The organism is Paraburkholderia gardini (genome assembly GCF_907164575.1).
Taxonomy (GTDB): Bacteria; Pseudomonadota; Gammaproteobacteria; order Burkholderiales; family Burkholderiaceae; genus Paraburkholderia; species Paraburkholderia gardini.
In genome coordinates, this window is the sequence record NZ_CAJQYY010000029.1 from 69,363 (window position 1) to 91,703 (window position 22,341).

22 protein-coding genes are annotated in these 22,341 nt (G+C 60.7%); 13 read left to right on the forward strand and 9 right to left on the reverse strand.

The genetic code is table 11. The annotated features are described in order from the left end of the window. Nucleotides 1-10: 10 nt before the first annotated feature. The 3 genes from LPA34_RS22000 to LPA34_RS22010 all read right to left on the reverse strand — a co-directional run bounded on the left by LPA34_RS22000 (nt 11) and on the right by LPA34_RS22010 (nt 1,824). On the reverse strand, nt 11-361 hold the full coding sequence (locus tag LPA34_RS22000) for a hypothetical protein (protein WP_228982204.1): 351 nt from the start codon (nt 359-361) through the stop codon (nt 11-13). Between the two features lie 415 nt (nt 362-776). Further along, the gene (locus tag LPA34_RS22005) at nt 777-1,073 is read right to left on the reverse strand and encodes a hypothetical protein (RefSeq protein ID WP_228982206.1); all 297 of its coding nucleotides are present in this window, start codon (nt 1,071-1,073) and stop codon (nt 777-779) included. A gap of 442 nt (nt 1,074-1,515) precedes the next feature. After that, complete coding sequence (locus LPA34_RS22010; protein ID WP_228982267.1) at nt 1,516-1,824, reverse strand: hypothetical protein; 309 nt, start codon at nt 1,822-1,824, stop codon at nt 1,516-1,518. A gap of 594 nt (nt 1,825-2,418) precedes the next feature. Between LPA34_RS22010 and LPA34_RS22015 the strand changes: the two genes are divergently transcribed. From LPA34_RS22015 to LPA34_RS22035, 6 genes are all read left to right on the forward strand, one after another. After that, nucleotides 2,419-3,564 carry a porin gene (locus LPA34_RS22015; RefSeq protein WP_228982207.1) on the forward strand — a complete coding sequence of 382 codons (1,146 nt, stop codon included), beginning with the start codon at nt 2,419-2,421 and terminating at the stop codon, nt 3,562-3,564. Between the two features lie 178 nt (nt 3,565-3,742). After that, entirely contained in the window at nt 3,743-4,675 is a 933-nt protein-coding gene (locus tag LPA34_RS22020; protein WP_228982209.1) for a YncE family protein, read from the forward strand. Between the two features lie 592 nt (nt 4,676-5,267). After that, the gene (locus LPA34_RS26905; RefSeq protein ID WP_267478878.1) at nt 5,268-5,402 is read left to right on the forward strand and encodes a hypothetical protein; all 135 of its coding nucleotides are present in this window, start codon (nt 5,268-5,270) and stop codon (nt 5,400-5,402) included. Between the two features lie 374 nt (nt 5,403-5,776). Beyond that, nucleotides 5,777-6,658: a MipA/OmpV family protein gene (locus tag LPA34_RS22025; RefSeq protein WP_407672481.1), complete on the forward strand. Its 882-nt coding sequence runs from the start codon at nt 5,777-5,779 to the stop codon at nt 6,656-6,658. A 187-nt stretch (nt 6,659-6,845) separates the two neighbouring features. Then, nucleotides 6,846-8,108: an MFS transporter gene (locus tag LPA34_RS22030; RefSeq protein ID WP_228982210.1), complete on the forward strand. Its 1,263-nt coding sequence runs from the start codon at nt 6,846-6,848 to the stop codon at nt 8,106-8,108. A gap of 129 nt (nt 8,109-8,237) precedes the next feature. Next, on the forward strand, nt 8,238-8,375 hold the full coding sequence (locus LPA34_RS22035) for a hypothetical protein (RefSeq protein WP_228982213.1): 138 nt from the start codon (nt 8,238-8,240) through the stop codon (nt 8,373-8,375). A 166-nt stretch (nt 8,376-8,541) separates the two neighbouring features. Here the strand turns inward: LPA34_RS22035 and LPA34_RS22040 are convergent, their stop codons facing one another. The 3 genes from LPA34_RS22040 to LPA34_RS22050 all read right to left on the reverse strand — a co-directional run bounded on the left by LPA34_RS22040 (nt 8,542) and on the right by LPA34_RS22050 (nt 10,708). Further along, complete coding sequence (locus LPA34_RS22040) at nt 8,542-8,895, reverse strand: thioredoxin family protein (protein ID WP_228982215.1); 354 nt, start codon at nt 8,893-8,895, stop codon at nt 8,542-8,544. Nucleotides 8,896-9,068: 173 nt separating this feature from the next. Next, a complete protein-coding gene (locus LPA34_RS22045) occupies nt 9,069-9,791 on the reverse strand; it encodes a HisA/HisF-related TIM barrel protein (protein ID WP_228982217.1) in 723 nt (240 codons plus the stop codon). After that, nucleotides 9,788-10,708 carry a LysR family transcriptional regulator gene (locus LPA34_RS22050; RefSeq protein WP_228982219.1) on the reverse strand — a complete coding sequence of 307 codons (921 nt, stop codon included), beginning with the start codon at nt 10,706-10,708 and terminating at the stop codon, nt 9,788-9,790. The genes LPA34_RS22045 and LPA34_RS22050 overlap by 4 nt, the downstream gene beginning before the upstream one ends. A gap of 110 nt (nt 10,709-10,818) precedes the next feature. Between LPA34_RS22050 and LPA34_RS22055 the strand changes: the two genes are divergently transcribed. The 5 genes from LPA34_RS22055 (at nt 10,819) to LPA34_RS22075 (ending at nt 17,050) form a co-directional block, all read left to right on the forward strand. Then, nucleotides 10,819-12,525: an FAD-dependent monooxygenase gene (locus tag LPA34_RS22055; protein ID WP_228982221.1), complete on the forward strand. Its 1,707-nt coding sequence runs from the start codon at nt 10,819-10,821 to the stop codon at nt 12,523-12,525. Between the two features lie 145 nt (nt 12,526-12,670). Beyond that, nucleotides 12,671-13,978, forward strand: a complete 1,308-nt coding sequence (locus LPA34_RS22060) for an MFS transporter (protein WP_228982223.1) — start codon at nt 12,671-12,673, stop codon at nt 13,976-13,978. 55 nt (nt 13,979-14,033) lie between these two features. After that, the gene (locus tag LPA34_RS22065) at nt 14,034-14,876 is read left to right on the forward strand and encodes a fumarylacetoacetate hydrolase family protein (protein WP_228982225.1); all 843 of its coding nucleotides are present in this window, start codon (nt 14,034-14,036) and stop codon (nt 14,874-14,876) included. Between the two features lie 36 nt (nt 14,877-14,912). Continuing rightward, nucleotides 14,913-15,854, forward strand: coding sequence for a VOC family protein (locus tag LPA34_RS22070; RefSeq protein WP_228982227.1), 942 nt, complete (start codon nt 14,913-14,915; stop codon nt 15,852-15,854). 59 nt (nt 15,855-15,913) lie between these two features. Next, on the forward strand, nt 15,914-17,050 hold the full coding sequence (locus LPA34_RS22075) for a porin (RefSeq protein WP_228982229.1): 1,137 nt from the start codon (nt 15,914-15,916) through the stop codon (nt 17,048-17,050). Between the two features lie 128 nt (nt 17,051-17,178). Here LPA34_RS22075 and LPA34_RS22080 read toward each other — a convergent pair whose 3' ends face one another. Next, the gene (locus LPA34_RS22080) at nt 17,179-18,054 is read right to left on the reverse strand and encodes a GlxA family transcriptional regulator (RefSeq protein ID WP_228982231.1); all 876 of its coding nucleotides are present in this window, start codon (nt 18,052-18,054) and stop codon (nt 17,179-17,181) included. Between the two features lie 319 nt (nt 18,055-18,373). Between LPA34_RS22080 and LPA34_RS22085 the strand changes: the two genes are divergently transcribed. Continuing rightward, complete coding sequence (locus tag LPA34_RS22085; protein WP_228982233.1) at nt 18,374-19,231, forward strand: alpha/beta fold hydrolase; 858 nt, start codon at nt 18,374-18,376, stop codon at nt 19,229-19,231. 94 nt (nt 19,232-19,325) lie between these two features. Continuing rightward, complete coding sequence (locus LPA34_RS22090) at nt 19,326-20,027, forward strand: dienelactone hydrolase family protein (RefSeq protein WP_228982235.1); 702 nt, start codon at nt 19,326-19,328, stop codon at nt 20,025-20,027. Nucleotides 20,028-20,145: 118 nt separating this feature from the next. Here the strand turns inward: LPA34_RS22090 and LPA34_RS22095 are convergent, their stop codons facing one another. Continuing rightward, a complete protein-coding gene (locus tag LPA34_RS22095; protein WP_324251769.1) occupies nt 20,146-21,285 on the reverse strand; it encodes a succinylglutamate desuccinylase/aspartoacylase family protein in 1,140 nt (379 codons plus the stop codon). Between the two features lie 54 nt (nt 21,286-21,339). After that, nucleotides 21,340-21,987: a hypothetical protein gene (locus LPA34_RS22100; protein ID WP_228982239.1), complete on the reverse strand. Its 648-nt coding sequence runs from the start codon at nt 21,985-21,987 to the stop codon at nt 21,340-21,342. Nucleotides 21,988-22,341: the final 354 nt, after the last annotated feature.

Consider the following 22,341-nt stretch of genomic DNA (forward strand, 5'->3'; position numbering starts at 1 on the left):
CGTCACGCGTTCAGTGAAGCGCCGCAGGCTGGCCGACCCGCGAAGGCGGGTTGTTCAGCGCGAGGAGGAACGTGCTGAAGTTATGCGACCACGGGTTGTAGCCGGCCAGATCCTGCATCAACGTTTGCAGCAGTTCGGGCGCGACGTCGCGGTCGAATTCTTCCTGCTGCGCGCGCCTGATGCGTGCCACCAGTTCTTCATCGACGATAACCACGAGGTCGCGCGGATAACCGGCAGGACGAGGCCGGTTCGCCGGACGGGCGTGACGGATACAGAACTCGCGTTCCGCGAGGCGTGTGATGGAGCTTTGGGGGACGAGCGTCGAGAGGAGGCCGCACATGCGACTGGCAAAGTCATCCATTTTTATGATCCTTTAGTCCTGTAGACGGATTCGGAAAAATCGCCGGATCAGTTGCGAAAACCTGGCGCTGGATGCGTGGAGGGGGGGCCGCACATCAAAGGTCAAGTCAGACCCTATCGCTTCGGCGTGGTAGATGGAGCAGGATTCGCGCCAACTTGAAGTCGCGTGCCGGATGGCGCTCCGCGCCTTGTCGGGCCTTGCTCAAAAGGATTGACCTGTTTCGAGCAGGCAGGGCGGGGCGCGTGGATCGTGCAAATAATGCTCGAAGCGAGAGCAGGTTTTACGTTGTGTTACGTATCTTGCACGTGGGTTTCTGGGGGAGACGCGCGTAGGCCGCAAATAATGTTGCCAACGTCACGACATTAAAATGTCAGTGAACATGCCATTCTTCTGCGATTCCCCTGGTTGGCGTCATCTACGAGCACAGTACGCGGGGAGCCGTGCCCGGATCCGGATAATGGGTCTGGCTACGGAAAACCTGGCGCAACCCGGCCGTCGCGTCGATTTCCGCTTCGTTTCGCTCGTCAATGGTAAGCGCCGGGTCGCTGGAGAGGGCCGTGGGCAACGGCTGGTTGACCGCGCACACGACATGCTTGCCGTCGTGCAGCTGGACCTCCGTCGTGTAACGGGTGCGTGACGTTGCGAAAGCGGTGGAGACCAGGCAAAGGGTGAGAAGAATAAGGGCCGCCAATTTTCGTTGGACCTGTTGCATGATGAACACTCCTGAAGTCAGCGATGAAATCGCAGTACGCCCATTCTTCTCCAATCAAGCTTAAGCGCCGCTTATTAGTCAGTCTATTTTGGGCATTACTCATTTGCAAAGAGGAGCTTGCGTTCTGACGGTTAGATCGATTGCATCCTTATATCCGACCTGTTCATGGTGCATGCCCCTGGCGTTGATGGAATGCGCCGATGAGGTCCTCATCTGAATATCGGGCTTGAATGTCCGGCCGGACTATCAGGCTTTGCTCACCGAGGTCAGACCTGTATCGCCATCATGCCTGCTTGCCTTGTGCAACCGCCATATCAGGGGAGCTGCGAACAGTTCGATGCGCTCATCCACGTTGCGGCAACTGGCGAGCGATACGCGCGGTTACCTGTGAGCAACGCCCACGCGATGCGCGCATTCTGGTTGACTTGCGCTACGGCCGCTGCTAAAGCCCCGCGCATTGGCGCCGATGTGACCAGCCAGTGCGGTCGCCCGTCGGCACGCGGATGCCGGGAATCCCGGCAAGGCGCTGACTGGCCTCGCTGTGCCGGTGCCATTGGCGGATCTGTACTTCCATCGCATCGATCTTGCGGTCGATTTCCCTGACATCATACGTATGTCCCATCGCCGCCAGCCTGCGTGCCCAGTAATGTGCGCTGCCACAGGCCTCCATGTTGACCAGACAGGCCGGCAGGCCGGTGAAGCGGCGCCATCTGCATCTGGGGCGGTTCATGGTGTTCAGTCTGAAATCCACAACGGTTAACAATAGTCCACAAAACTACAGGAGCTTGCTGCAATTACTAACTCATTATTTTTTATTACAAATCAAATATAAAATTTTCCTTTCCGCATCGCATTCATGCGATCAGGAAATGAGTGACATCAGGGTTTTTTCGTCCGGACATGAATCTGGCGAGGGTCCGAGCATCGGCGAGCGGGCTATTGCAAATCCACGTCTGCAGGCAACATTACATCCTTCATTTGTCCGATCTTTTCCTTTCTTTCGATCTGCCTTCCACTATGCAAATATCCTTTGGTTACCATAAATTTGTTTAATTATCCATATCAAATTATTTGATCGACTCTGCTGTCTCGGCAAGAAAAACCGAAAGAGCTGAAAACAGCCAGTCCATTCAGGAGAAGGGCGATCGGAGGCCGTCGTGTAAGGTCTCGTCCCGGAATTTATGGAGTGGAAAATATATAAAACAATGTTGCCCGGGAAAGGGCGGGCAACGAGTAGTTTGTTCAGAATTTATATTTCAGTGCCAGGCTGCTCCGCGAGAGAAATCTGCATGTCTATAAAGCAGAAAAACAGACAGCCATTATTCTAAATATGACAGGAAGAGACATGAAAAGCAGTAGTTACGGCATTCTTGCCATTACCGTTATTGCAGCATCTTCGAATGCCATGGCGCAGAGCAGCGTCACGCTATATGGAACGATCGATGAGGCTGTGGCGTATTACAACAATACCGGTCAAGGTTCTGTGCTTCAATTGCAAGGAGCGGATCTGGCTTCCAACAAATGGGGGTTAAAGGGCGTAGAAGATCTGGGCGGAGGCCTTAAAACGGTTTTCGACCTCGAAAACGGTTTCGACATCAATACAGGGGTCATGAATCAGGGCGGCCGGGAGTTCGGCCACCAGGCCTATGTCGGTTTTTCGAGCGACCATCTGGGCACACTGACGCTCGGCCGGCAATATGATCCAACGGTCGATCTGGTTCAGGGAATTACGGCAGACGGGTATGGCCCTGCGTTTACGACTCCCGGCGATGCCGACAACAACGACAATTCCATTCGCGTAAGCAACGCGATCAAGTACGCAAGCCCGACCTATGCTGGCTTTCAATATGAGTTGCTCTATGCACTCGGCGGTGTCGCGGGTAACACGAGTTCCGGCCAGACCTGCTCGGCTGCCGCGCTGTATACGAACGGGGGACTGAGTCTTGCCGCGGGTTACCTGTTTGCCAAAAACGACCAGGCCGGCGGGATCGGCACGGCTGATCCGATTCAGAACAATTCGGTGACTCCGCTTTACGACGCTGCAGCATTTGTCGGTTCGAGACAGATAGCCCAGGTGGCGGCGCAGTACGTAATCTCTGCGTTTACTGTCAACGCGCGCTATAGCAATGCCCAATATAAGCCGTACATCGACTTTGGCGCATTTGACCGCACGGAGCACTTCAACATCGGCGCAGCATCTCTAGGTTATCAGGCCACACCCGCTGAACTGCTGGCGATTGGTTATACCTACACGAAGTCGAATGGCGCGTCATCCGCTACATACCATTCCGTCGCGGCCAGTTCTCAATACAGTCTTTCCAAACGCACCACCCTGTATGCCACTGCGGGCTATACGCACGCCAGCGGTACGACCTTTAGCAGCGATGGCACGGAAATCGTACCCGCTGGGGGAGCGGTGGGCGATCTGACCTCGGCGTCGGGCACGCCGAGTCAGGTCGCGGTCATGATCGGTCTGGTTCACAAGTTCTGACGTTCACGTCGACGTTCTCTTTGCCGTATCCCGCCGCACCGGATCGTTGCCGGAAGGTAGCGATTCGCCATATCAAGGTAGTCCGTGAAAATTATATTAATTGACTGGAGACATCATGTCGTCGTTCTTTAAATTTCAGGCTCTCGCCGTCGGCGTTGCCGCAGCCGCGCTCTTTTCCGTGACGGCCGGCGCGCAGACTTCTCAATACCAGTTGGTCAAAACGATCGACTTGCCAGGCGCAACCGGCGGTCATGGCGATTGGGTCACCTATGATCCGGAGACCGAAACAGTCTGGCTTTCGCAGTCTCCCGATCACAATGTCGTGGTCATCGACGCGAAGGCACTTGCCGTCAAGGACACCATATCCGGCGTGGATTCCGGCAATGGCATCGCTCTCGACGGACGCTTTGCTTTCATCACCGACGCAACGTCCGGCAAACTGGTGGTCGTGGACAAGAGAACGCGCAGGAAAGTAGCCAGTGTCGATAGTGGCGGCAAAACGCCGGACGGCGTCAACGTCGACAATCGCACCGGCAAGATTTTTGTTGCAAACGACGACAGCAATAACGAAACGGTCTTCGAGAACAAGTCGCCGTTCAGGATGCTGAACGTATTCAAGCTCAAGCCTGAGGACTCGAAAGACGGTCCCGATGTCGCACTGTATGTTCGTTCCCAGGATCGCCTGTACCAGCCGGTCGGAGGGAACATCGACGTCATCGATCCGAACACGGACAAAATCGTTGCTGTCTGGGACTTCGGAGTCAAGGGCGATGCCAAGGGCGGCATATACGACAGCAAGACTCATCACGTGATTTTCGGCACGAGCGACAAGAAAATGCTGGTTGTGGATCCGGCCAGCGGCAAACTGGTCGCCACCATCCCGGTTGCCGGTTCCGTCGACCAGACGGCGATCGATACGGCAAGACGTCGGGCTTTCGTCGGGGACAAGACGGGCAACATCGAGGTCATCGATCTCGATACCAATCAGGTGGTCGATCACATCGCCACCGAGAAGAACATGCATACGCTTGCCGTCGACACGAAGACTCACCGGATTTTTGTCTATCTGAATGCAAGCAACAAGGTAAGCGTGTTCGAGCGACGGTCCTGAGCTGGCAGGCCCGGCGTAAGGAGGAAATCGCCGGCAACGTCCGGCTGGAAGGGGAACAGGTACTGTTCCCCGCTTCACAGGCTGGCTGCCTTCGATCCGTAGTATCGCGGCTGGGGGCCGGACAGCCGCGTGCTGGCGCGCAGTGGCGTGGAAATGCTCTCCCGATTGTTCAGCGGCCTCTTGATATCATCGCTTTGTGCCCGGCAATCCGGCCCTGGCGAACGCACCTTCTAAAAAATCATTCCTCTGTGTCAACTGCCCGATCGTCGCGCGCAACGCCTTGAGGTCAACCGGCGGCCCGCTCAGCGACTGCCCCGCCGAGCCGGACACGTCGGCCGCGCGCTCTGCAATTGCTGGTTTCATTCTGTGATCTGGTTCGGGGAGACATCGAACTGGTGCGCCAATTCGGCCAGCGTCCGCTCGCTCTTCGCCCCGCGAGTCCTCCTTCCGCCTGAACGCCGCTGAGCGCGTCCGTCTCGTTCTCTTTGCCATCTTCAGTTCCCTTTGCCGGCTATTACTGCTGGCTCAACGTCGTTCCACTTCTCTTCTCCAACTGTGCGAATTTGCGTGGCCACCTCTGCATGTTTGTCCCATGCAGATACATGTCGGCGAACGTGTTGTCCTTCTGCAGGCCGGAATTCGCGACGGCGATGTCGACCGTTTTGAAATGGGTGAAAAATACATCGAAGAATGCATCGGCACCGTACAGCGTCGGACCTCTGCCTGAACGGTAACGGCAGCGCCGCCAGCAGTCACGAATCGTTCGCACGCTTGAGTGGAATCGCGTGCGGTGTGCCACGCGAGTCGACCGCATGGCCCCGAAATGTGCTCTGCGACGGGCGGGAACGGGATTTGCGTCGTGGCGAGTACCGCGATGCGTGCGCCATCTGGAACGAAGCCCCGAATGGTCGCGGCAACCGGGTAGCGTGGGCCGCGCGAATCCATCGACGGCTTGAAGGACGCGCTCGCGGGTAGCGAGAAAGTCACGGTAACGGGAAAAATGGCAGCGGGCGGCGCAGCGGCAGCTTGAAAACAGTTGCTCTCGCACCGGTCCGGAAAGAACAACGCAGATTTCCCCCGGGAACGGGGACCGGAGGCTTCATGTTGAACGGCAGCGCGTTACGCGATGAGCAGATGTGCCGCGCACTGAAACTGGCCGCGATGCTGTCGACGGTGATCTCGACCACGATGCCCGTCGCCGCGCTGGCACAGACGCCATCGCCGCTTGCCGAATGGCAATACTCGGTGGGGCTTCCGCTGGAGAAACTCTATAACGCACAGATTCCCGACTGGCAGGCACGCCTGGGCCTCGGCGTGACGGTGCGCCCGCGCTATGACGGCGCCGCGAATTATCACGCGATCGTCGGACCGACTATCGACGTGCGCTACCGCGACCTGTTCTTCCTCTCCACCGGCGAAGGGCTCGGCGTGAATCTCGTGCGCACCACGCACTGGCGCGCGGGTCTCGCGATAACCTACGACCTGGGCCGACGTGCAGAAGACAACTCGGGCCATCTCGACGGCATGGGCAACATCAATCCCGCGCCCGAGGCCAAGCTGTTCGCGGAATACGCCGTGTCGAAAGACTTTCCGCTTGTGATTCGCGCCGATATCCGGCGCAACCTCGGCGGTTCAGACGGCTGGATCGGCGACCTCGGCGCCTATATGCCGTTGCCTGGCAGCTCGGAGAAATTCTTCTGGTTCGCCGGCCCGAACCTGGTCTTCGCCGATTCGCGCTATATGCAGACGTGGTATGGCGTCAGCAGCCTGCAGTCGGTGCGTTCCGGCTATCCGCAATACGATGCGAGCGCGGGGCTTAAATCAGTGGGCTTCGGTGTCAGCGCAATCTGGTTCTTCCAGAAGCACTGGTTCGTGACGGGCGACGCCGGCCTGCAGCAACTGACAGGCGATGCGGCACGCAGCCCGGTGACGCGCAAGGCTACCAACGCAGTGTTCGATTTCTCGTTCAACTATCAGTTCTGAGTGCCGCCGCGTGTGATCGCGGCATCCCGCGATCACACTGCCACGCCGCCGGGCTTTGCCTGGCGTCCTCGCGATTCCCCGAATTGCACTACACTCTCCGACTTTTGGCGTGCGACGTTACGCGCGCCCGCGCGGGCTTTCGTCCTGATTTCCCGTATCAAACCGCGATCCTCGAACCGACCGTTTCATGACACCCGAGCCCCCGACCCAGCCGCCCGTCGATACAACCATCAGTCTGGCACGCCATGTCAGTTTTCAGCGGTTCTGGGGCGCGCGGGTCCTGTCGTCGATCTCGTTTCAGATGCTTGCAGTCGCGATCGGCTGGCACATCTACGCAATCACGCACAGCGCGTTCGCGCTTGGGCTCGTCGGGCTCGCACAGTTTCTGCCGATGTTCGCGCTCACGCTGGTTGTCGGTCACGTTGCCGACCGTTACGACAGGCGACGTATCGCGGCAGTCTGCCAGACGCTCGAAGCGCTCGCCGCAGCCGTGTTCCTGACCGGCACGCTCGGCGGCTGGCTGTCGGCACCTGTTATCTACCTGCTCGCGGCGCTCGTTGGCGCGATGCGTGCGTTCGAGTCGCCTTCGATTTCCTCGCTGCTGCCTTCCGTCGTGCCGCGCTCCGAGTTGCCGCGCGCGACAGCGTGGTCCACTTCAGCGGGGCAGGCCGCCCAGATTCTTGGGCCCGCGGCCGGCGGTCTGCTGTACGGCGTCGGCCCGGCTGCGGTGTATCTGGCGAGCGCCGTCGCGTTCATCGCGGCCGCGACGCTCGTCTGGTCGATCCCGCTGCGGACGAAGCCGGCCGCGCGCGCGCCGGTCACGCTCGAATCGGTGTTCTCGGGCATCGCGTTCATCCGGCGCCAGCCGGTGATTCTCGGCGCGCTTTCACTGGACCTGTTCGCGGTGCTGTTCGGCGGCGCGACGGCGCTCTTGCCGATCTTTGCGCGCGACGTCCTGCAGACTGGCCCGCTGGGGTTGGGCCTGCTGCGCTCGGCGCCGGCAGTGGGCGCGCTCGCCGGCACGATCTGGCTCGCGCATTTTCCGCTGCGCAACCGTCCGGGTGCGGCGATGTTCGGCGGCGTGATCGCGTTCGGCGCGGCGACGATCGTCTTCGGCCTGTCTCACTCGTTCGTGCTTTCGCTGGTGTCGCTTGCGGTGCTGGGGGCATCGGATGTGATCAGCGTGGTGGTGCGGCTTTCGCTCGTGCAACTGCGCACACCGGATGAGATGCTCGGCCGCGTCAGTGCGGTCAATGCGCTCTTTATCGGCACGTCGAACCAGCTTGGCGAGTTTGAGTCCGGTGTGACAGCGGGCTGGTGGGGTGCGGTGCCGGCCGTTCTGGTGGGCGGTGTGGCGACGATTGCGGTTGCACTGCTCTGGATGCGTCTGTTCCCGGCGCTGGCGCACACGGAAACGCTGGAGGAGCCGAAAGGCATTCGCAAGGCATGATCAGGCACGATTCGCCGAACCGGGCTGCCGCGGGCAACTGATTCTTATTGTTTTGTTGCGCTGCGACATAGGAGGGTTATAATAAGGGTTATTACCTAGGTATTAACCCGTTAACTCCCGGAGCCCACCATGAGCAATGCCACTACCGCCACCGCTACCCTCGGTACCAGCTGGTTCGCACGCCTGCGCGCACTGGCCGTCGAAGCGTGGAACCTGCACCTGCAAACGTGCGCGATCATCGCTGAATCGCATCGCCGCCCTCTGTGAGAGCGGGCAGGCAGAGGCGCGGGGTGCGTTCCGCGCTTTCTGTCTGATCTTCTTTTCGTCTGTTTGCAGTTGTTCAGCTGCATTTCCCGCCTTGCCATCGCGCTACGTTTCGCAGCGTGATCCGGTCATTTCCGCTCAAGCCGTGACACCGGCCGCTCATCGTCGATCAAGCCGTTCTTTCGTTTTTCCCCGTTTGATCGAGCAGTGTCGATAAACCTTCGCTGATTTCAGCGACGTTTTGCGGCCGCACGACACGCGCAACTTCAACGCCGTCACGCAGAAAAACCAGCGTCGGCCAGAGCTTGACCCTGAATGAGCGACCGAGCGCACGCCCGGGGCCGTCCTCGATTTTCAGATGACGTACACCGCCATGTGGCTCCAGCGCCTGGCCGATAGCTGACTGCGCGCCCTGGCAGTAGCCGCACCAGTCGGTGCCGAACTCAAGGACGGCTGCGCCGCTCAATGCGTCGACTTCAGCGCGGGTTGGGGCATTCGTTGAGTAAGCGGTGGGTTTTGCCATTGTTGCTCCGGGGATGACTGGATTTCGCGTCAGGTTCAATCTAACGTAAATCCGGGCGCGCTTCAGGCGGCGTGAAAAGCGGCTGCATGGCGATGCTCATTACGCGGCGGTTTCGAGGGGGCGAATACCGCCATGCCCGTTGCACGTGACGCGTCTTCCGCTCTCATCGCCACTTATCGTCGAACAGCGGGAATCCTTCGATCATGAAGTGCGGAGGCGATCAGCCATGCGTGCGCGCCCGCGGCTTCGGCGGCACGCAGATCGTCGACATCACGCATACCGCCCGCGCCGACAATCTGCCGCTCACCCGCACGATTTCGCACATCGGCGATTGCCGCGAGGTCGGGGCCTTCGAACGAACCCACGCGCTCCAGCGACATCACGATGACGCGCGACGGCCACCCCGATGCATCGTGCCAGTGCGACGGGTCACCCAGCGGCGTGTCATGCCGTCGGTCGAGCGAGAGAATCGCGTCGTGAGGAATCGTGTTTTCGTTCGCGCGCGCCGGGTGCATTGATGATCCATCGTTTGCGCCACGCAGCGATTCGCTGCCGAAAACGGGCGTTACGGTCGCGCCCGCTGCGTGAAGCGGTTCGATCAGCGCGCTCGCAGCATCGCGATCCGCGAAACCGGCATCGAGCCACAGTTCGATGCCGGGCATCGCCTGCATGAGACGCATCAACGCAAGTCGCTGCGGCGTGCCGCCCATGATCCCGTCGAGATCCGCCACATAAAGCACTGTTGAATTCGCGTAGTGGAGCAGGGCGCGCGCGACGTCGACGGGATCGCTGCCTTCACAGAGCCGCGAGTCAACCGGTCGATAACGGCTGCGCTCGCCGCGCATCGCATGGACGGCCACGCCGCCAAGCAGATCGAGTACCGGAATGATCTTCATCGTGCGCGCGGCCGGCCGCCCTCCTGACGCAACGTTTCCACAACGAGACCCCTGAACCATCGATGCCCCGCATCGTTGTGATGGCGTGCATGCCAGAACTGCTGCACCGTGAGGTCCGGCAGGTCGACCGGTAGTGGAAACACGTCGACATCGGCGAGACGCGCGAAGAGTTGCGCGAGTTCGTCCGGCACCGCCGCGATGAAATCCGACGTGGCAACGAGACTCGGCACGGCGAGCAGAAACGGCACCTCGACACCCACCTTCAGCCGCGCGCCATGCCGCCGCAATTCCTTTTCCAGCAACTGGTTCGTGAGCGCCAGCGTGCCCGCGACCACGTGCTTTCTCGCGACGAACTCATCGAGCGTCATGCGCACTTTCCTGCGCGTCGCACCGCCCTTGATGATGCCCACCAGCGACCGGTGAAAAAGCGGCTGCTGGTGAAGGTTTTCGCCGACCTTGCCGAGATAGCCGATCGCGAGATCGAGCTCGCCGTCCTGAAGCGCGCCCGCGAGTTCCGTCGACGGAAGCTGGATCGGTTTGAGCGATGCCAGTGGCGCACGCTCGCGCAGCGCGGCAAGCAGTTGCGGAAGGATCACGATCACGCCCATGTCGCTCAGGCAGACGGAAAACGTGCGCGTCGTGGTCCCGGCATCGAACGATTTCGCGCTCCAGATTTCCTGCTGCACGAGCGCCAGCACGTTCGCGACCCCTTCGACGAGACGCTCTCCAACGGGCGTCGGCGCCATCACCGGACCCGCGCGCACGAACAGATCGTCCTGAAACAGCGTCCGTAGTTTCCCCAGTGCATGACTGACAGCGGGTTGCGTCAGGCCGAGACGGTCGGCGGCGCGAGAGACGCTCCGCTCATCGTTGAGCGCCTGCAGGACATATAGAAAGTTCAGGTCGGGCGGCTGCATTTATGCACCAGATTCATTATGGGTATGAAAGTCATTGTATAGATTTATACGCGTCCAGCGATTAACTTCGCAACCACAGTTGAAAAAGAACGGTTCAGGAGACAGCAGTGGTGGATTGCGACGTAATCATCGTGGGTGGTGGGCCGGTTGGATTGTTCCTCGCGGCCGAGTTGGGCCAGCGCGGCATCAGCGCGGAAGTGTTCGACGCGAAGGCCGGCACGAGCACGCACCCGGCGGCGAACGCAAACAGCGCCCGCACGATGGAACATTTTCGCCGTATCGGCATTGCTTCGACGGTGCGTGCGCTGGGTCTGCCCGCCGGTTACGCGACTGACGTTGCGTACTTCACGTCGATTGCGGGCCACGAACTCGCGCGCCTGCATCAGCCCGCTTCACGGGATGCCGTCGAATGGGCAAAGGCCCATGCGTTCACGTGGGCCACGCCCGAGCCGCCGCATCGCTGCTCGCAACTGTACGTCGAACCCGTTCTGCTCGAAGCGGCGCGCAGCCACGCACAGTGTCACGTGCATTTCAACGCACGGGTGGTCGCGTTCTCGCAAGGCGAGGAGTCGGTCAGCGCGACGGTCGAATTCGACGCGACCGCGGATCGTCCCGGGGAAACACGCACCGTGACCGCGCGCTATCTGATCGGCTGCGATGGGCCGCGCAGCTTCGTGCGCAAATCGCTCGGCCTGCGCTACGCGGGTGTCTCCGGCGAGAAGCGCGAATTCATGGGCGGACAGATGGACGCCGTCTACTTCTACGCGCCCGATATCTATCGTGTGAGTCCGCATGCGCCTGCATGGCAATACTGGACGTTCAGCGCGAAACAGCGCGCGCTGATCATCGCCGTCGACGGCAAGGGGCATTTCATCATGAACGTGCAGATGCGCGACGATGAACGGCCCGACGACGACAGCGTCCGGCATCGCATCGCCGAAGCGATTGGCGCTGATATTCCGTTCGAACTGAAGAGCAGTTCGACGTGGACCGCGGGCTTCACGCTCGTCGCTGACCGCTTTGCGTCGGGGCGCGTGTTTCTTGCCGGCGACGCCGCACATCTATTCACGCCCACGGGCGGGCTCGGCTACAACACCGGCATCGAAGACGCCGCGAATCTCGCGTGGAAGCTCGAAGCGATGGTGAAGGGCCTCGCGGGTCCCGCGCTGGGCGCCAGTTATGAAGCGGAGCGCAAGCCTGCCGCGCTGCGCAACACCGCGTTCGCGCGGGGCTTTGCCGACAGCATTGGCCACGTCCAGGTGCCGCCTGAAGCGCACATACCGGGCCCGGCAGGCGATGCCGCGCGTGAAGCCGTCGGCGACTATCTGGCGTTTCATGCGACGGCCGAATTCGTGATTCCGGGCGTCCATCTCGGCACGCGTTACGAGCAGTCGCCGCTCATCGAAACGGAAGCCGGCGCCGCCGCGCCCGACAGCGCCAACCTGTATGTGCCGTGCGCGCGCGCGGGTCATCGCGCGCCGCATGCATGGCTCGAAGACGGCCGCTCGCTTTACGACCGCTTCGGCCCGGGTTTCACGCTGCTGTGCACGGATCACGAAGGCATCGCGACGTGCCATGACGCGGCGTTGCATCGCGCGGCCTCGGTGTTGCCGCAACTGGCGGTCGTGCACGTCGACGAACCGGCGGTCGCGGCGCTGTACAAGGCGGCGTTCGTGCTGATCCGTCCGGACCAGCACGTCGCCTGGCGCGGCGACGCGCTGGACGACGCATTCGAATCCGCCGCGCGGCGCGCGATGGGTCACGCGAATGCCGACATCGATTCCCGTCCGGAACCCGTATCTCCGGCGCCGGCATGAATGCAGTGTTGAACCGTTCGCCGATGTGAACGATATCGAGGCCGGCAACGGCCTTCCACAATAAAACCAGATCAGTTTCGCGACAAAGCGAACCATCCTCCGGAGACAGGACATGCACGCGCAAGCCATTACGCAGGAAGCTGCCATGGATGAGAGAAAGACCTCGTCCCTGCAGATACTCACCTTGATCATCTGCTTCTTCGTTGTCGCCGCCGACGGCTTCGACGTCGCATCGGTCGGTTACGTCGCGCCGTTGCTGAAGAAAGCGTGGACGCTCAGTCCGGCGCAACTCGGTCCGATCTTCGGCGCGGGCCTTTTTGGTCTCACGGTCGGCAGCTTCCTGTTCGGGCCGCTCGCCGACCGCATCGGCCGCAAGCGGGTCATCACGATCTCGCTGATCCTCTTTGGTCTCGGCAGTCTGGCGTGCGCTTATGCGCCTTCGCCGTTCTGGCTGATCGTGCTTCGCTTTGCCACCGGCGCCGGTCTCGGCGGCGCGATGCCCAACGCGATCACGCTTTCGTCCGAATTCAGCCCGGCGCGCAGCCGCGCGCTGATGGTCACGTTGATGTTCTGCGGCTTCACGCTCGGGCTCGCGTTTGGCGGCGCGGTGGCCGCGGTGTTGATTCCGGGCTTCGGCTGGCAGGGCGTCTTCATTTTCGGCGGCGTGTTCCCGCTCGTGCTGACACCCATCGTTTGGATCTGGATGCCGGAATCGCTGCGTTTCATGGCAGGCAAGCCGCGCTATCAACGCGAAACGCGCCAGGTACTCAAGCGCCTGACCGGCGACGCAAGCACGCCGATCGAACAGGTGATTCCCGAAGACGCGAAAACGAATGCCGTGCGCGAGAGCGCCCTTGGCACGCTGTTCAACCGCCGCTACCGGACGGGCACGCTGCTCCTGTGGATCGCGTTCTTCTGCACGCTGTGGGTGTACTACCAGATCACCAGCTGGCTGCCGACCGTCATTACCGGCGCGGGTATCGACCCGTCGCATGCAGCCCGCGTCGGCGCGATGCTGCCGCTCGGCGGCACGATCGGCTCGCTCATCAACGCGCGTCTCATGGACCGGATGAATCCGTTCTTCGTGCTGGCCGGCTCGTATGCCGTGGCCGCGGTGTCGATTGCGCTGATCGGCTTCTCGATCAACGAAGCCATGTGGGTCTATGTCGCGTGCTTCATGGCGGGGTTCGGGCTGTCGGGTGCGCAGACGGGCGCCAACGTACTCGTCGCGGGCTTCTATACGACCGCGGCGCGTGCAACCGGCGTGAGCTGGGCACTGGGCGTCGGGCGGATCGGCTCGATCATCGGTTCGATGACAGGCGGCATCCTGCTGGTCGCGTTCCATACAGCCGACATCGCGTTTGTCGCGTTCGCCGCACCGGTCGTGATCGCGGGCGTCGCGATGCTCGCGAACGGCTGGCTATATCGCGGTCGGGGCACAACGCAGGCGTGAGTCACAACGGTTTCGTTTCATGGCGGCCGAAGGTCGCCACCATCAGGAGAGATACATGCGGTACGTGAGCTTTGAAAAGGACGGCAAGGCGCTCTTGGGCGTGCGTGAGAACGGCGCGATCCGGACACTCGGTGAAGTCACGCTCGAGGCGCTGCTCGCGCGCGGCGTCGATCTGCGCACGTGGGCGAGCCGGCAGGAGGGCGGTCGCATCGAGGCGGAAGAAGGCCTGACGTTTTTGCCGCCGCTAAGCCGCCCGCCCAAGATTCTGTGCGTCGGCCTGAATTTCAGGGATCACTCGAAGGAAAGCAATTTCGAGCAGCCCGATTATCCGACGATGTTCCTGCGCCTGCATACGAGCCTCGTCGCGCATAACGCGCCGATCGTGCGCCCGCGTATCTCCGACAGTCTCGATTACGAAGGCGAGATCGCGGTCGTGCTCGGCCGCGGCGGCCGTCATATCCGCAAGGCCGATGCGCTCTCGCACGTTGCGGGCTATGCGCTCTTTAACGACGCGTCGGTGCGCGAATATCAGTTCAAAACGCCGCAATGGACGATGGGAAAGAACTTCGATGGCACCGGCGCGTTTGGCCCTGACTTCGTGACCGCCGACGAGCTTCCGCCTGGCGCGAAGGGCCTGCGCCTCGAGACGCGCCTGAACGGCGAAGTGGTGCAGTCCGCCAATACCGACGACATGGTGTTCGACGTCGAAACGCTGATCGCGATGCTAAGCGAAGCCGTGACGCTGGAAGCGGGCGACGTGATCGTCTCCGGCACGCCTTCAGGTGTGGGCTGGGCGCGCAATCCGAAGCTGCTGATGCGCCACGGCGACGTGAGCGAAGTATCGGTGGAAGGACTCGGCACGCTGCGCAACGCGATCGTCGACGAAGCCGCTGGCTAAAAAAGTTTCACCGGATCAGGACGTCAGGGAGACATCATGTCCGCAACTCGCGATTCGCAGATCACCGCGGTGCATTCAATCGATCACTTCGCGCTGAACGTGCCCTCGATTGACGACGCCGAGCGGTTTTACAGCACGTTCGGGCTCGACGTCACGCGCACGTCGACAGGACTCGATGTGCGCGCGGCGGACGGGCATCGCTGGGCGCGCATCCTGTCTTCGAGTCACAAGTCGCTCGCGCATCTGACGTTCAACTGTTTCGAGGGCGACCTCGCCGCGCTCGCGCGGCAGGTGGAAGCCGCTGGCGCCCGCGCTGATTTTGCGGTTCGCGTTGCGGACGATGCAGGCCATAGCGAAGGATTCTGGTTCAACGATCCGGACGGCAACCTGATTCAGGTTCGCGTCGGACCAAAGACTTCGCCGGATGCCAGGGCGCCGTTCACGCACGACGCCGCGCCCGCGAACGCGCGCGGTGCGTGCGTGCGCTCCGAAGTCGCGCCGGTGCGCCCGCGCCGCATGTCGCACGTGCTGCTCTTCACGCCGGATGTACTGCGCGCCCTCGCGTTCTACAGGGACGCGCTCGGCTTGCGTCTGTCAGACCGTTCCGCCGACATCATCGCGTTCACGCATGCGCCGCACGGCAGCGATCACCACCTGGTCGCGTTCGCAAGGAGTTCGGCCAAAGGCTGGCATCACGTAGCGTGGGATGTCGCGAGCATCGACGAAGTGGGCAACGGCGCATCGCAGATGGCGGCGGCCGGCTTCAAGGAAGGGTGGGGCACAGGCAGGCACGTGCTGGGCTCGAACTATTTTCACTACGTGCGCGATCCGTGGGGCTCGTTCTGCGAGTACTCGGCGGATATCGATTTCGTGTCGGCCGGTGTCGAGTGGCCCGCGGGCGACTTTGCACCGGAAGACTCGCTGTACCAGTGGGGCCCGGACGTCCCGCCTTATTTCATCCACAACACCGAGGCATGACGACGACTCACGCCATGTGAAGCGCAAATTTAAACAAAACCTCGCTCAGGACTGGAGACATGAAATACAAAACCATTGCGGCAGCCGCCGCGCTCGCCGCCAGCGGCACCGCCTTCGCGCAAAGCAGCGTCACGCTTTACGGCGTGCTCGACACCGGAATCGAACTCGTCACGCACGCCGATGCGGCGGGCGACAAGCTCATCCGCATGCCTGGCATCACGGGCTCGATGCCGTCGCGCTGGGGTGTGCGCGGCAAGGAAGATCTGGGCGGCGGTCTTGCCGCTGTCTTCACACTGGAGAACGGTTTCAACACGCGTGCCGGCGATGTAAACCAGGGCGGGCGCCTGTTCGGTCGCCAGGCATGGGTCGGACTGTCGAATCCATATGGCGCGCTGACATTTGGCCGTCAGTACACGATGACGTTCTGGGCGATCACCGATGCCGACGCGCTCGGACCGGACATCTACGGCGGCGTGGGTTCACTCGACGCCTATATACCGAACGCGCGCAGCGACAACACGGTGGCCTATAAGGGCACCTTCGGCGGCTTTACGGCGGGCGCGACATATTCGTTCGGACGCGACTCGACCGGTACCGGCAATTCGCCGGGGCAGGGCACGTGCGCCGGTTCGATTCCGGGTAACGCACAGGCGTGCCGTCAGTGGTCGGCGCTGCTGCGCTATGACGCGGCGTCGTTCGGCGTTGCGGCATCTTATGACGAGCAGCATGGCGGTCCGGGTGCCGCGGCGAATTTCTTCAACGGCGCCGCGCCGATTCCGCTGACGAACAGCGGCGACAAGGACAGCCGCACGCAGCTGAACGGTTATTTCAAGGTTGGGCCGTTCAAGTTCGGCGGCGGCTGGCTGGGACGGTTTGTCGATACATCGTCGCCCGCGGTGCCTGACGTGCATTCGAATATCTATTATCTGACGGGTACGTATTTCGCCACGCCGTATGTGGTGGTGGACGGCGGCGTGTATCGCACGATCGACAGCCGGCAGGACACGCGTGGCACGCTTGCGGCGCTGCGCGGAACGTATCTGCTGTCGAAGCAGACGAGCGTCTATTTGCAGAGCGGTTATCTCTTCAACAGCGCGAAGGCACATTACACGCTGAGCCAGGGCGGCCCCGGCACGACACCCGCCGCCGGTGTCGGCCAACTCGGCGTGATGGCGGGTATCCGGCATATGTTCTGATGTCGTGACGCTGGCCGTGGGCGTTTGTTAGCGCTGCGTCGCGATATGGGCGGGGTCCTGTCTGGGCGCCGCCCAATCGTGTTCTTCATGCTCTGCGCTCAAGGATAGGACTGCCACTCCTTCCGGCTTTAATCCGGGACCAGGCTCCTGGCCAGGTCAGGAGCATTCCCAGCACCAGCCGAGAAGCGGCGCCGATAGTCAGACGGCGTCAGACCGACAAATTTTCGGAACACGCGCCGGAAGCTACCGACGTCCTCATATCCAATGCCGGACGCGATTTCATCAACGTTCAACCGGCTAAAGACCAGCATTTCGCGCGCCCTGCAGACACGCAATCGCTGCTGGTATTCCAGCGGAGCCATATCAGTCGCCTTGACGAAGCGGCGCAGGAACGTCCTCGGTTCCAGGCAGGCGTGCCTCGCGAGTTCCGCAACGGAAACGGTACATTCTCTTTGGCTTATCAGCCACTGTTGAGCTTTCACAATGGCGCTGTCGCCGTGCTTTAGACGCGGATCAAAATCGCTGTAGAACCGTTGTTCGCGCCCCGGCGGATCGACATTCATGTAGTGCGCCGTTTCCAGCATCACGGCGAGCCCGAGCAGCCGTTCGACCAGGCGCAATCCGAGATCGGCCCAGGCCAGAACGCCACCTGCGGTCAGCACGTCTCCGTAGTCGATCACCATGTAATCCGTCTCGACACGCACGCGGGGAAATTCCCGTGCGAACTGATCGTGGAGCGCCCAATGCGTTGTCGCCTGCCGGCCTTCCAGAAGACCGGTTCTTGCCAGGATGAAAACGCCGCCGCAAACGGCCGCAATAATGACGCCTCTCGCATGCATCTGGCGCAACCAGGTCGTGAGCACTTTATCTCGGGCGGTATCCACCGTCGCCTGAAGATTACCTGGCAGTATCAGTACAGCAGGCTCGTACGCGCTACCTGGAGTGCTGTCGTAGGTGCAAGCGACTTCTTTCTGTGTCCTTTGCCAGTGGGTAATCCGCATCATTGCACGAGCGTTGCGTTTATCACGTCTGGCTGCGAAGTCTCCCGCGTATCGAAACAACTCTGTCAGACCATGTAAGCCAGTGAGAGAGGTGCCAGCGTCGCATACGATGCCCACCTCGTTCCGCGGTGTACTCGCCATGGCCGATTCACCTGCGCTTTTTGTCGCGTTCGCCCGTTGTTGGGCTGATTCCCGAGGCATATGCTGGATTCCAGAGTTGAGATAGCAGATCAACGGTGTAGTCAGGAGTAGCCGCATGCCAGGGCTTCGCGTTGTGCCGCCGAGGTTAAGGCCCATTTCAATCGCAAAGGAGAAAGATTCAATGACTCAGCACCGCACCAAGGAAGCGAATGCAGGAAGCGCCTATATTACCGTTGGCGACGGAACTGAAATCTATTACAAGGACTGGGGCTCAGGGCAACCGCTGGTTTTTCATCACGGGTGGCCTCTATCGTCGGACGATTGGGATGCGCAACTGATGTTCTTCCTTGCGCGCGGCTATCGCGTTATTGCTCATGACCGGCGCGGACATGGGAGATCGACACAAACAGTCAGCGGCAACGACATGGACACCTACGCATCCGATGTTGCCGAACTCGTAACCGCCCTGGATCTGAAGGATGCCGTGCATATTGGTCATTCCACTGGCGGCGGGGAAGTAATACGGTATGTGGCCCGTCATGCCAATGGAAGGGCGGTGAAGGCCGTCATTATTTCCGCGATTCCGCCGACGTTGATGAAATCGGACAGGAACCCCGACGGCGTGCCGAGGGAAGCGATCGACGGCATCCGCGACGGCACCGCTAATCATCGATCGCAGTTCTATCAAGACATCACCATGCCGTTTTACGGATACAACAGACCGGGCGCGGTCGTTTCTCAAGGGATTCGCGACAACTGGTGGCGGCAAGGGATGATGGGTGGCATTAAAGCCCACTACGACTGCATCCAGGTCTTTTCCGAAACCGAGTTCTACGACGATCTCGAGATGATCGATATTCCTGTCCTTGTCATGCATGGAGAGGACGACCAGATTGCGCCTTTCGCGACCACCGGGGCGAAGTCGGTGAAACTGCTTCGCAGAGGTGAATTGAAATCCTATCCGGGCCTCCCCCACGGAATGCCAACCACTCACGCGGAAATCATCAACGCGGACATCCTGGCATTTCTCAAGGGTTAGTCACTCAACAGTCGACGGTATTGGCCGAATCCAGAACAGGTGACCCGGCTCGGCCCCTGCCGCGCGAATGCATGATCTACGAGGAGACGCTTTCATGGGTGAATACAGACAGCTGGATGCGGTCGGAAGTGCTTTTGGGGTTTTTATCGAATGGCCCAGGACAATGCCTGCTCCCGTCGTGGTGGTGTTGCACGAAGTGTTTGGCGTAAACGAAGACATGCGGCAATCATGCCGTGAATTTGCCGAGCAGGGGTTTATCGCCCTCTGTCCCGATCTCTTCTGGAGGCAGGAGCCTGGGCTCGATCTCAATCACTGGTCGGACGAAGAGTGGAAGAAGGGGCTGGCACTTTATGAAGCATACGATTTCGATCAGGGCGTGCTGGATGTAGCAGCCGTGGTTGCAATGGGACGTTCGCTGCCGGAGGGCAACGGAAAGGTCGGTGTAATGGGCTACTGCCTTGGCGGCCTGATGGCATTCCTGACAGCGGCGCGTTCACGTGTGGACGCCGCCGTGGCGTATTACGGGGGTGGCACGCAAAACTACCTCGGCGACGCACACACTCTTCAGTCGCCTATGATCATGCATCTCGGCACCCAGGACGAGTTCATATCGCCGGAAGCACAGGATGCGATCAAGACAGCATTGAAGGATAGAGACAATGTGACGATCTACGGGTATCCCGGTTGCAGTCATGCGTTCGCAAGACATACAGGTACGCACTATGATGCGTCGGCTGCGGAGCTCGCCAATAGGCGCACCTATGAGTTTTTGCGAAGACAACTAATGGCGAATTAACCTCGAATGCCGAGCGCGAAGGTATGTCGTCGATCGGCAGTCGGGTATCACCGGGGTAGACCATCTGCCGACAGCGATCCTGCCGCCGGACGAATATCGTTTTCGGTCTCAATCAAGGCTAAGGCTCGAGTAACGCTCCGGATCGAAGCGATACACGTCCCACGATCTTCGCGACGATTTCCCCGCGCGGCACGAAGCGGATCAGCGTTCGGGAAGCGACGATTCCGTCGGTTCTGGTGCGAATTGCCATTGCCGATCCGAGCGGGTCGTCCGCGCCCGGATCGACGATTTCCGCGATGACGGTGCCGCGCGACACATATGCACCGAGCGGCACCTTGTAGTTGACGATTCCGCCTCGCGGCGCGATGAGAAGGTCGGTCGCAGCGAGGCTTGTGGCCTCGCATAATGATTCCGGAAGTGGCCCGGGATCGCCGGCGACCGCGCCGCGGCGCCTCAGGAATTTGAGCAGGGCATCTGCGTCACCCGACGCGAACGCCTCACCGACGTCACCTTGTCCGCGCAATTCCAGCGTCACGGAGTGGCAACCGATCGGGATTGGAAACAGATGACCCAGTTCTTTTCGCACGCGCTCCCACGTGCCGGTAAACAGATCGGTAGACGTGCCTGCGTCTTGCGTACCGTCCTCAAGGAGAACCGCTTCGCATCCAGTTTGCGCACAGAGATCGGAGACATCCGGCCATATCGATTCATACGTATAGGCATGCATGATCGCGTCGCGGTCGCAGTGGATGTCGATGGCCACGTCGGCATCGAAAGACAGCTGAAGCGCTGTTTTCTTGATCTTCTGAACTTCGCTTCCTTCGGGCAGTTCATCGGCATGCTCGCCGATGATGCGCCGCAGCGCATGCAGGTTTGCTATTTCGTCGGCCCCCAGTGCGAGTCGCGCATCCGCTGCCACGCTTTTTCCGATCGAGGGCCAGTGGCGATTGAAGTTGCCTTCACCACCCAGATCATTTCTGCCCACGAGTACGCCGTTGATCCAGCCGGCCGCGCCAACAGGATTGACGAACGGAACCAGCACGACTTCGCCGCGAATTTCGCCGCGCGCGTCACATTCATCAAGGCGCCTTGCCAGGTGCGAAAGCGCGAGCATGCCGGGTATTTCCTCGGCATGGAGACCCGCCTGCAGGTAAATCTTCGGCCGGGCGCCACGGGTCCCGTATCGATGTACGGTAATGTGGCGGCTGGTTGAAGGAAAACCAGCCTCGAGATCGATTCGTTCTATTTCTTTCGTCATCGGGTTAGCGCGTCGATTGCATCGACCTTCGACAGTCAACTGTACGGCGCGTCTTTACGCGTAGAACTCGTAGAATGCCTCGACCGGTGCCGGGACGGCAAGCGGCTGCAGCGGAAAACATCGTGCAAGGTCGTCAACATGGGTCTGATCGCAAACCCGTCGCGCGAACAACATCGCGGCGTCTTTTCTGACCCCACCGTGGCGATTCAAAAACTGTCCCCACAGTGGCATGTTGCGAAACCTGTTTGTGGCCACTGTCGCTGCGCTAATGTATGACTCGGGAAACAGTCGTCTGTAGGCAGTCAGGTTGTAGAGCCACGAGACGCCAGCTATCTGCCTGACATCTCCCTGCTGCGCGCGGACGTGCTGCACGAGCGAAGTGAGCTCAGATAGCCGTGACGACACGCGTTCGTCGCTCAAGGGTCCATGCCAGTGCCGGTTCGCGTTATGGAAATGAAGCCTGATCTGACCGGGCTCACCCAACGCATACGAGAAACAGCCGAACGTCGCGATAACCGATGCCGGCTGGACACGATGCGGTCGGTGGCGGTAAAAATGATAAGTCCAATCGCCAGGATCAATGTTGTCTCTCAGCCCGGCAAGGTATGCCGACCAAACCGGATTGTCGCGATCGAATTCCCGATCGGCAACGAACCGCACATAGAGATTCGTGTAGTCGAGGAGGGCTTCGTTCAGCGGCATGCTCCTCAACTCCGCGGCTCTTCGCGCGAAAAGAAGCTGAAGATCAAAAAATTCCCTCGCGTAGGTCATGTTAATAGCGTTCCGTCAGACGTCTCTTGTGGTTCCGGGCGTGACGATTGTCGCCAATCCGCGGGCGGCCGTCGAATGTCAGAAACTGCCGCACTGAGTCCGACGGTGACCGGTTTAGTCCGACTCGCTCTGCCGCCCGGACTGGTGCTACCGCAACAGCTGCTTAAGGTGCAACAATCATCGTGGGGTTCCGGCGGGTGGGTCGGGAGGTTTCGGCTCCGTATTCCGTAGCGGGCCCCGAATCTGGATCAAATTGCTGCCGCTGTGCTGCGGCGCCTGAATGGA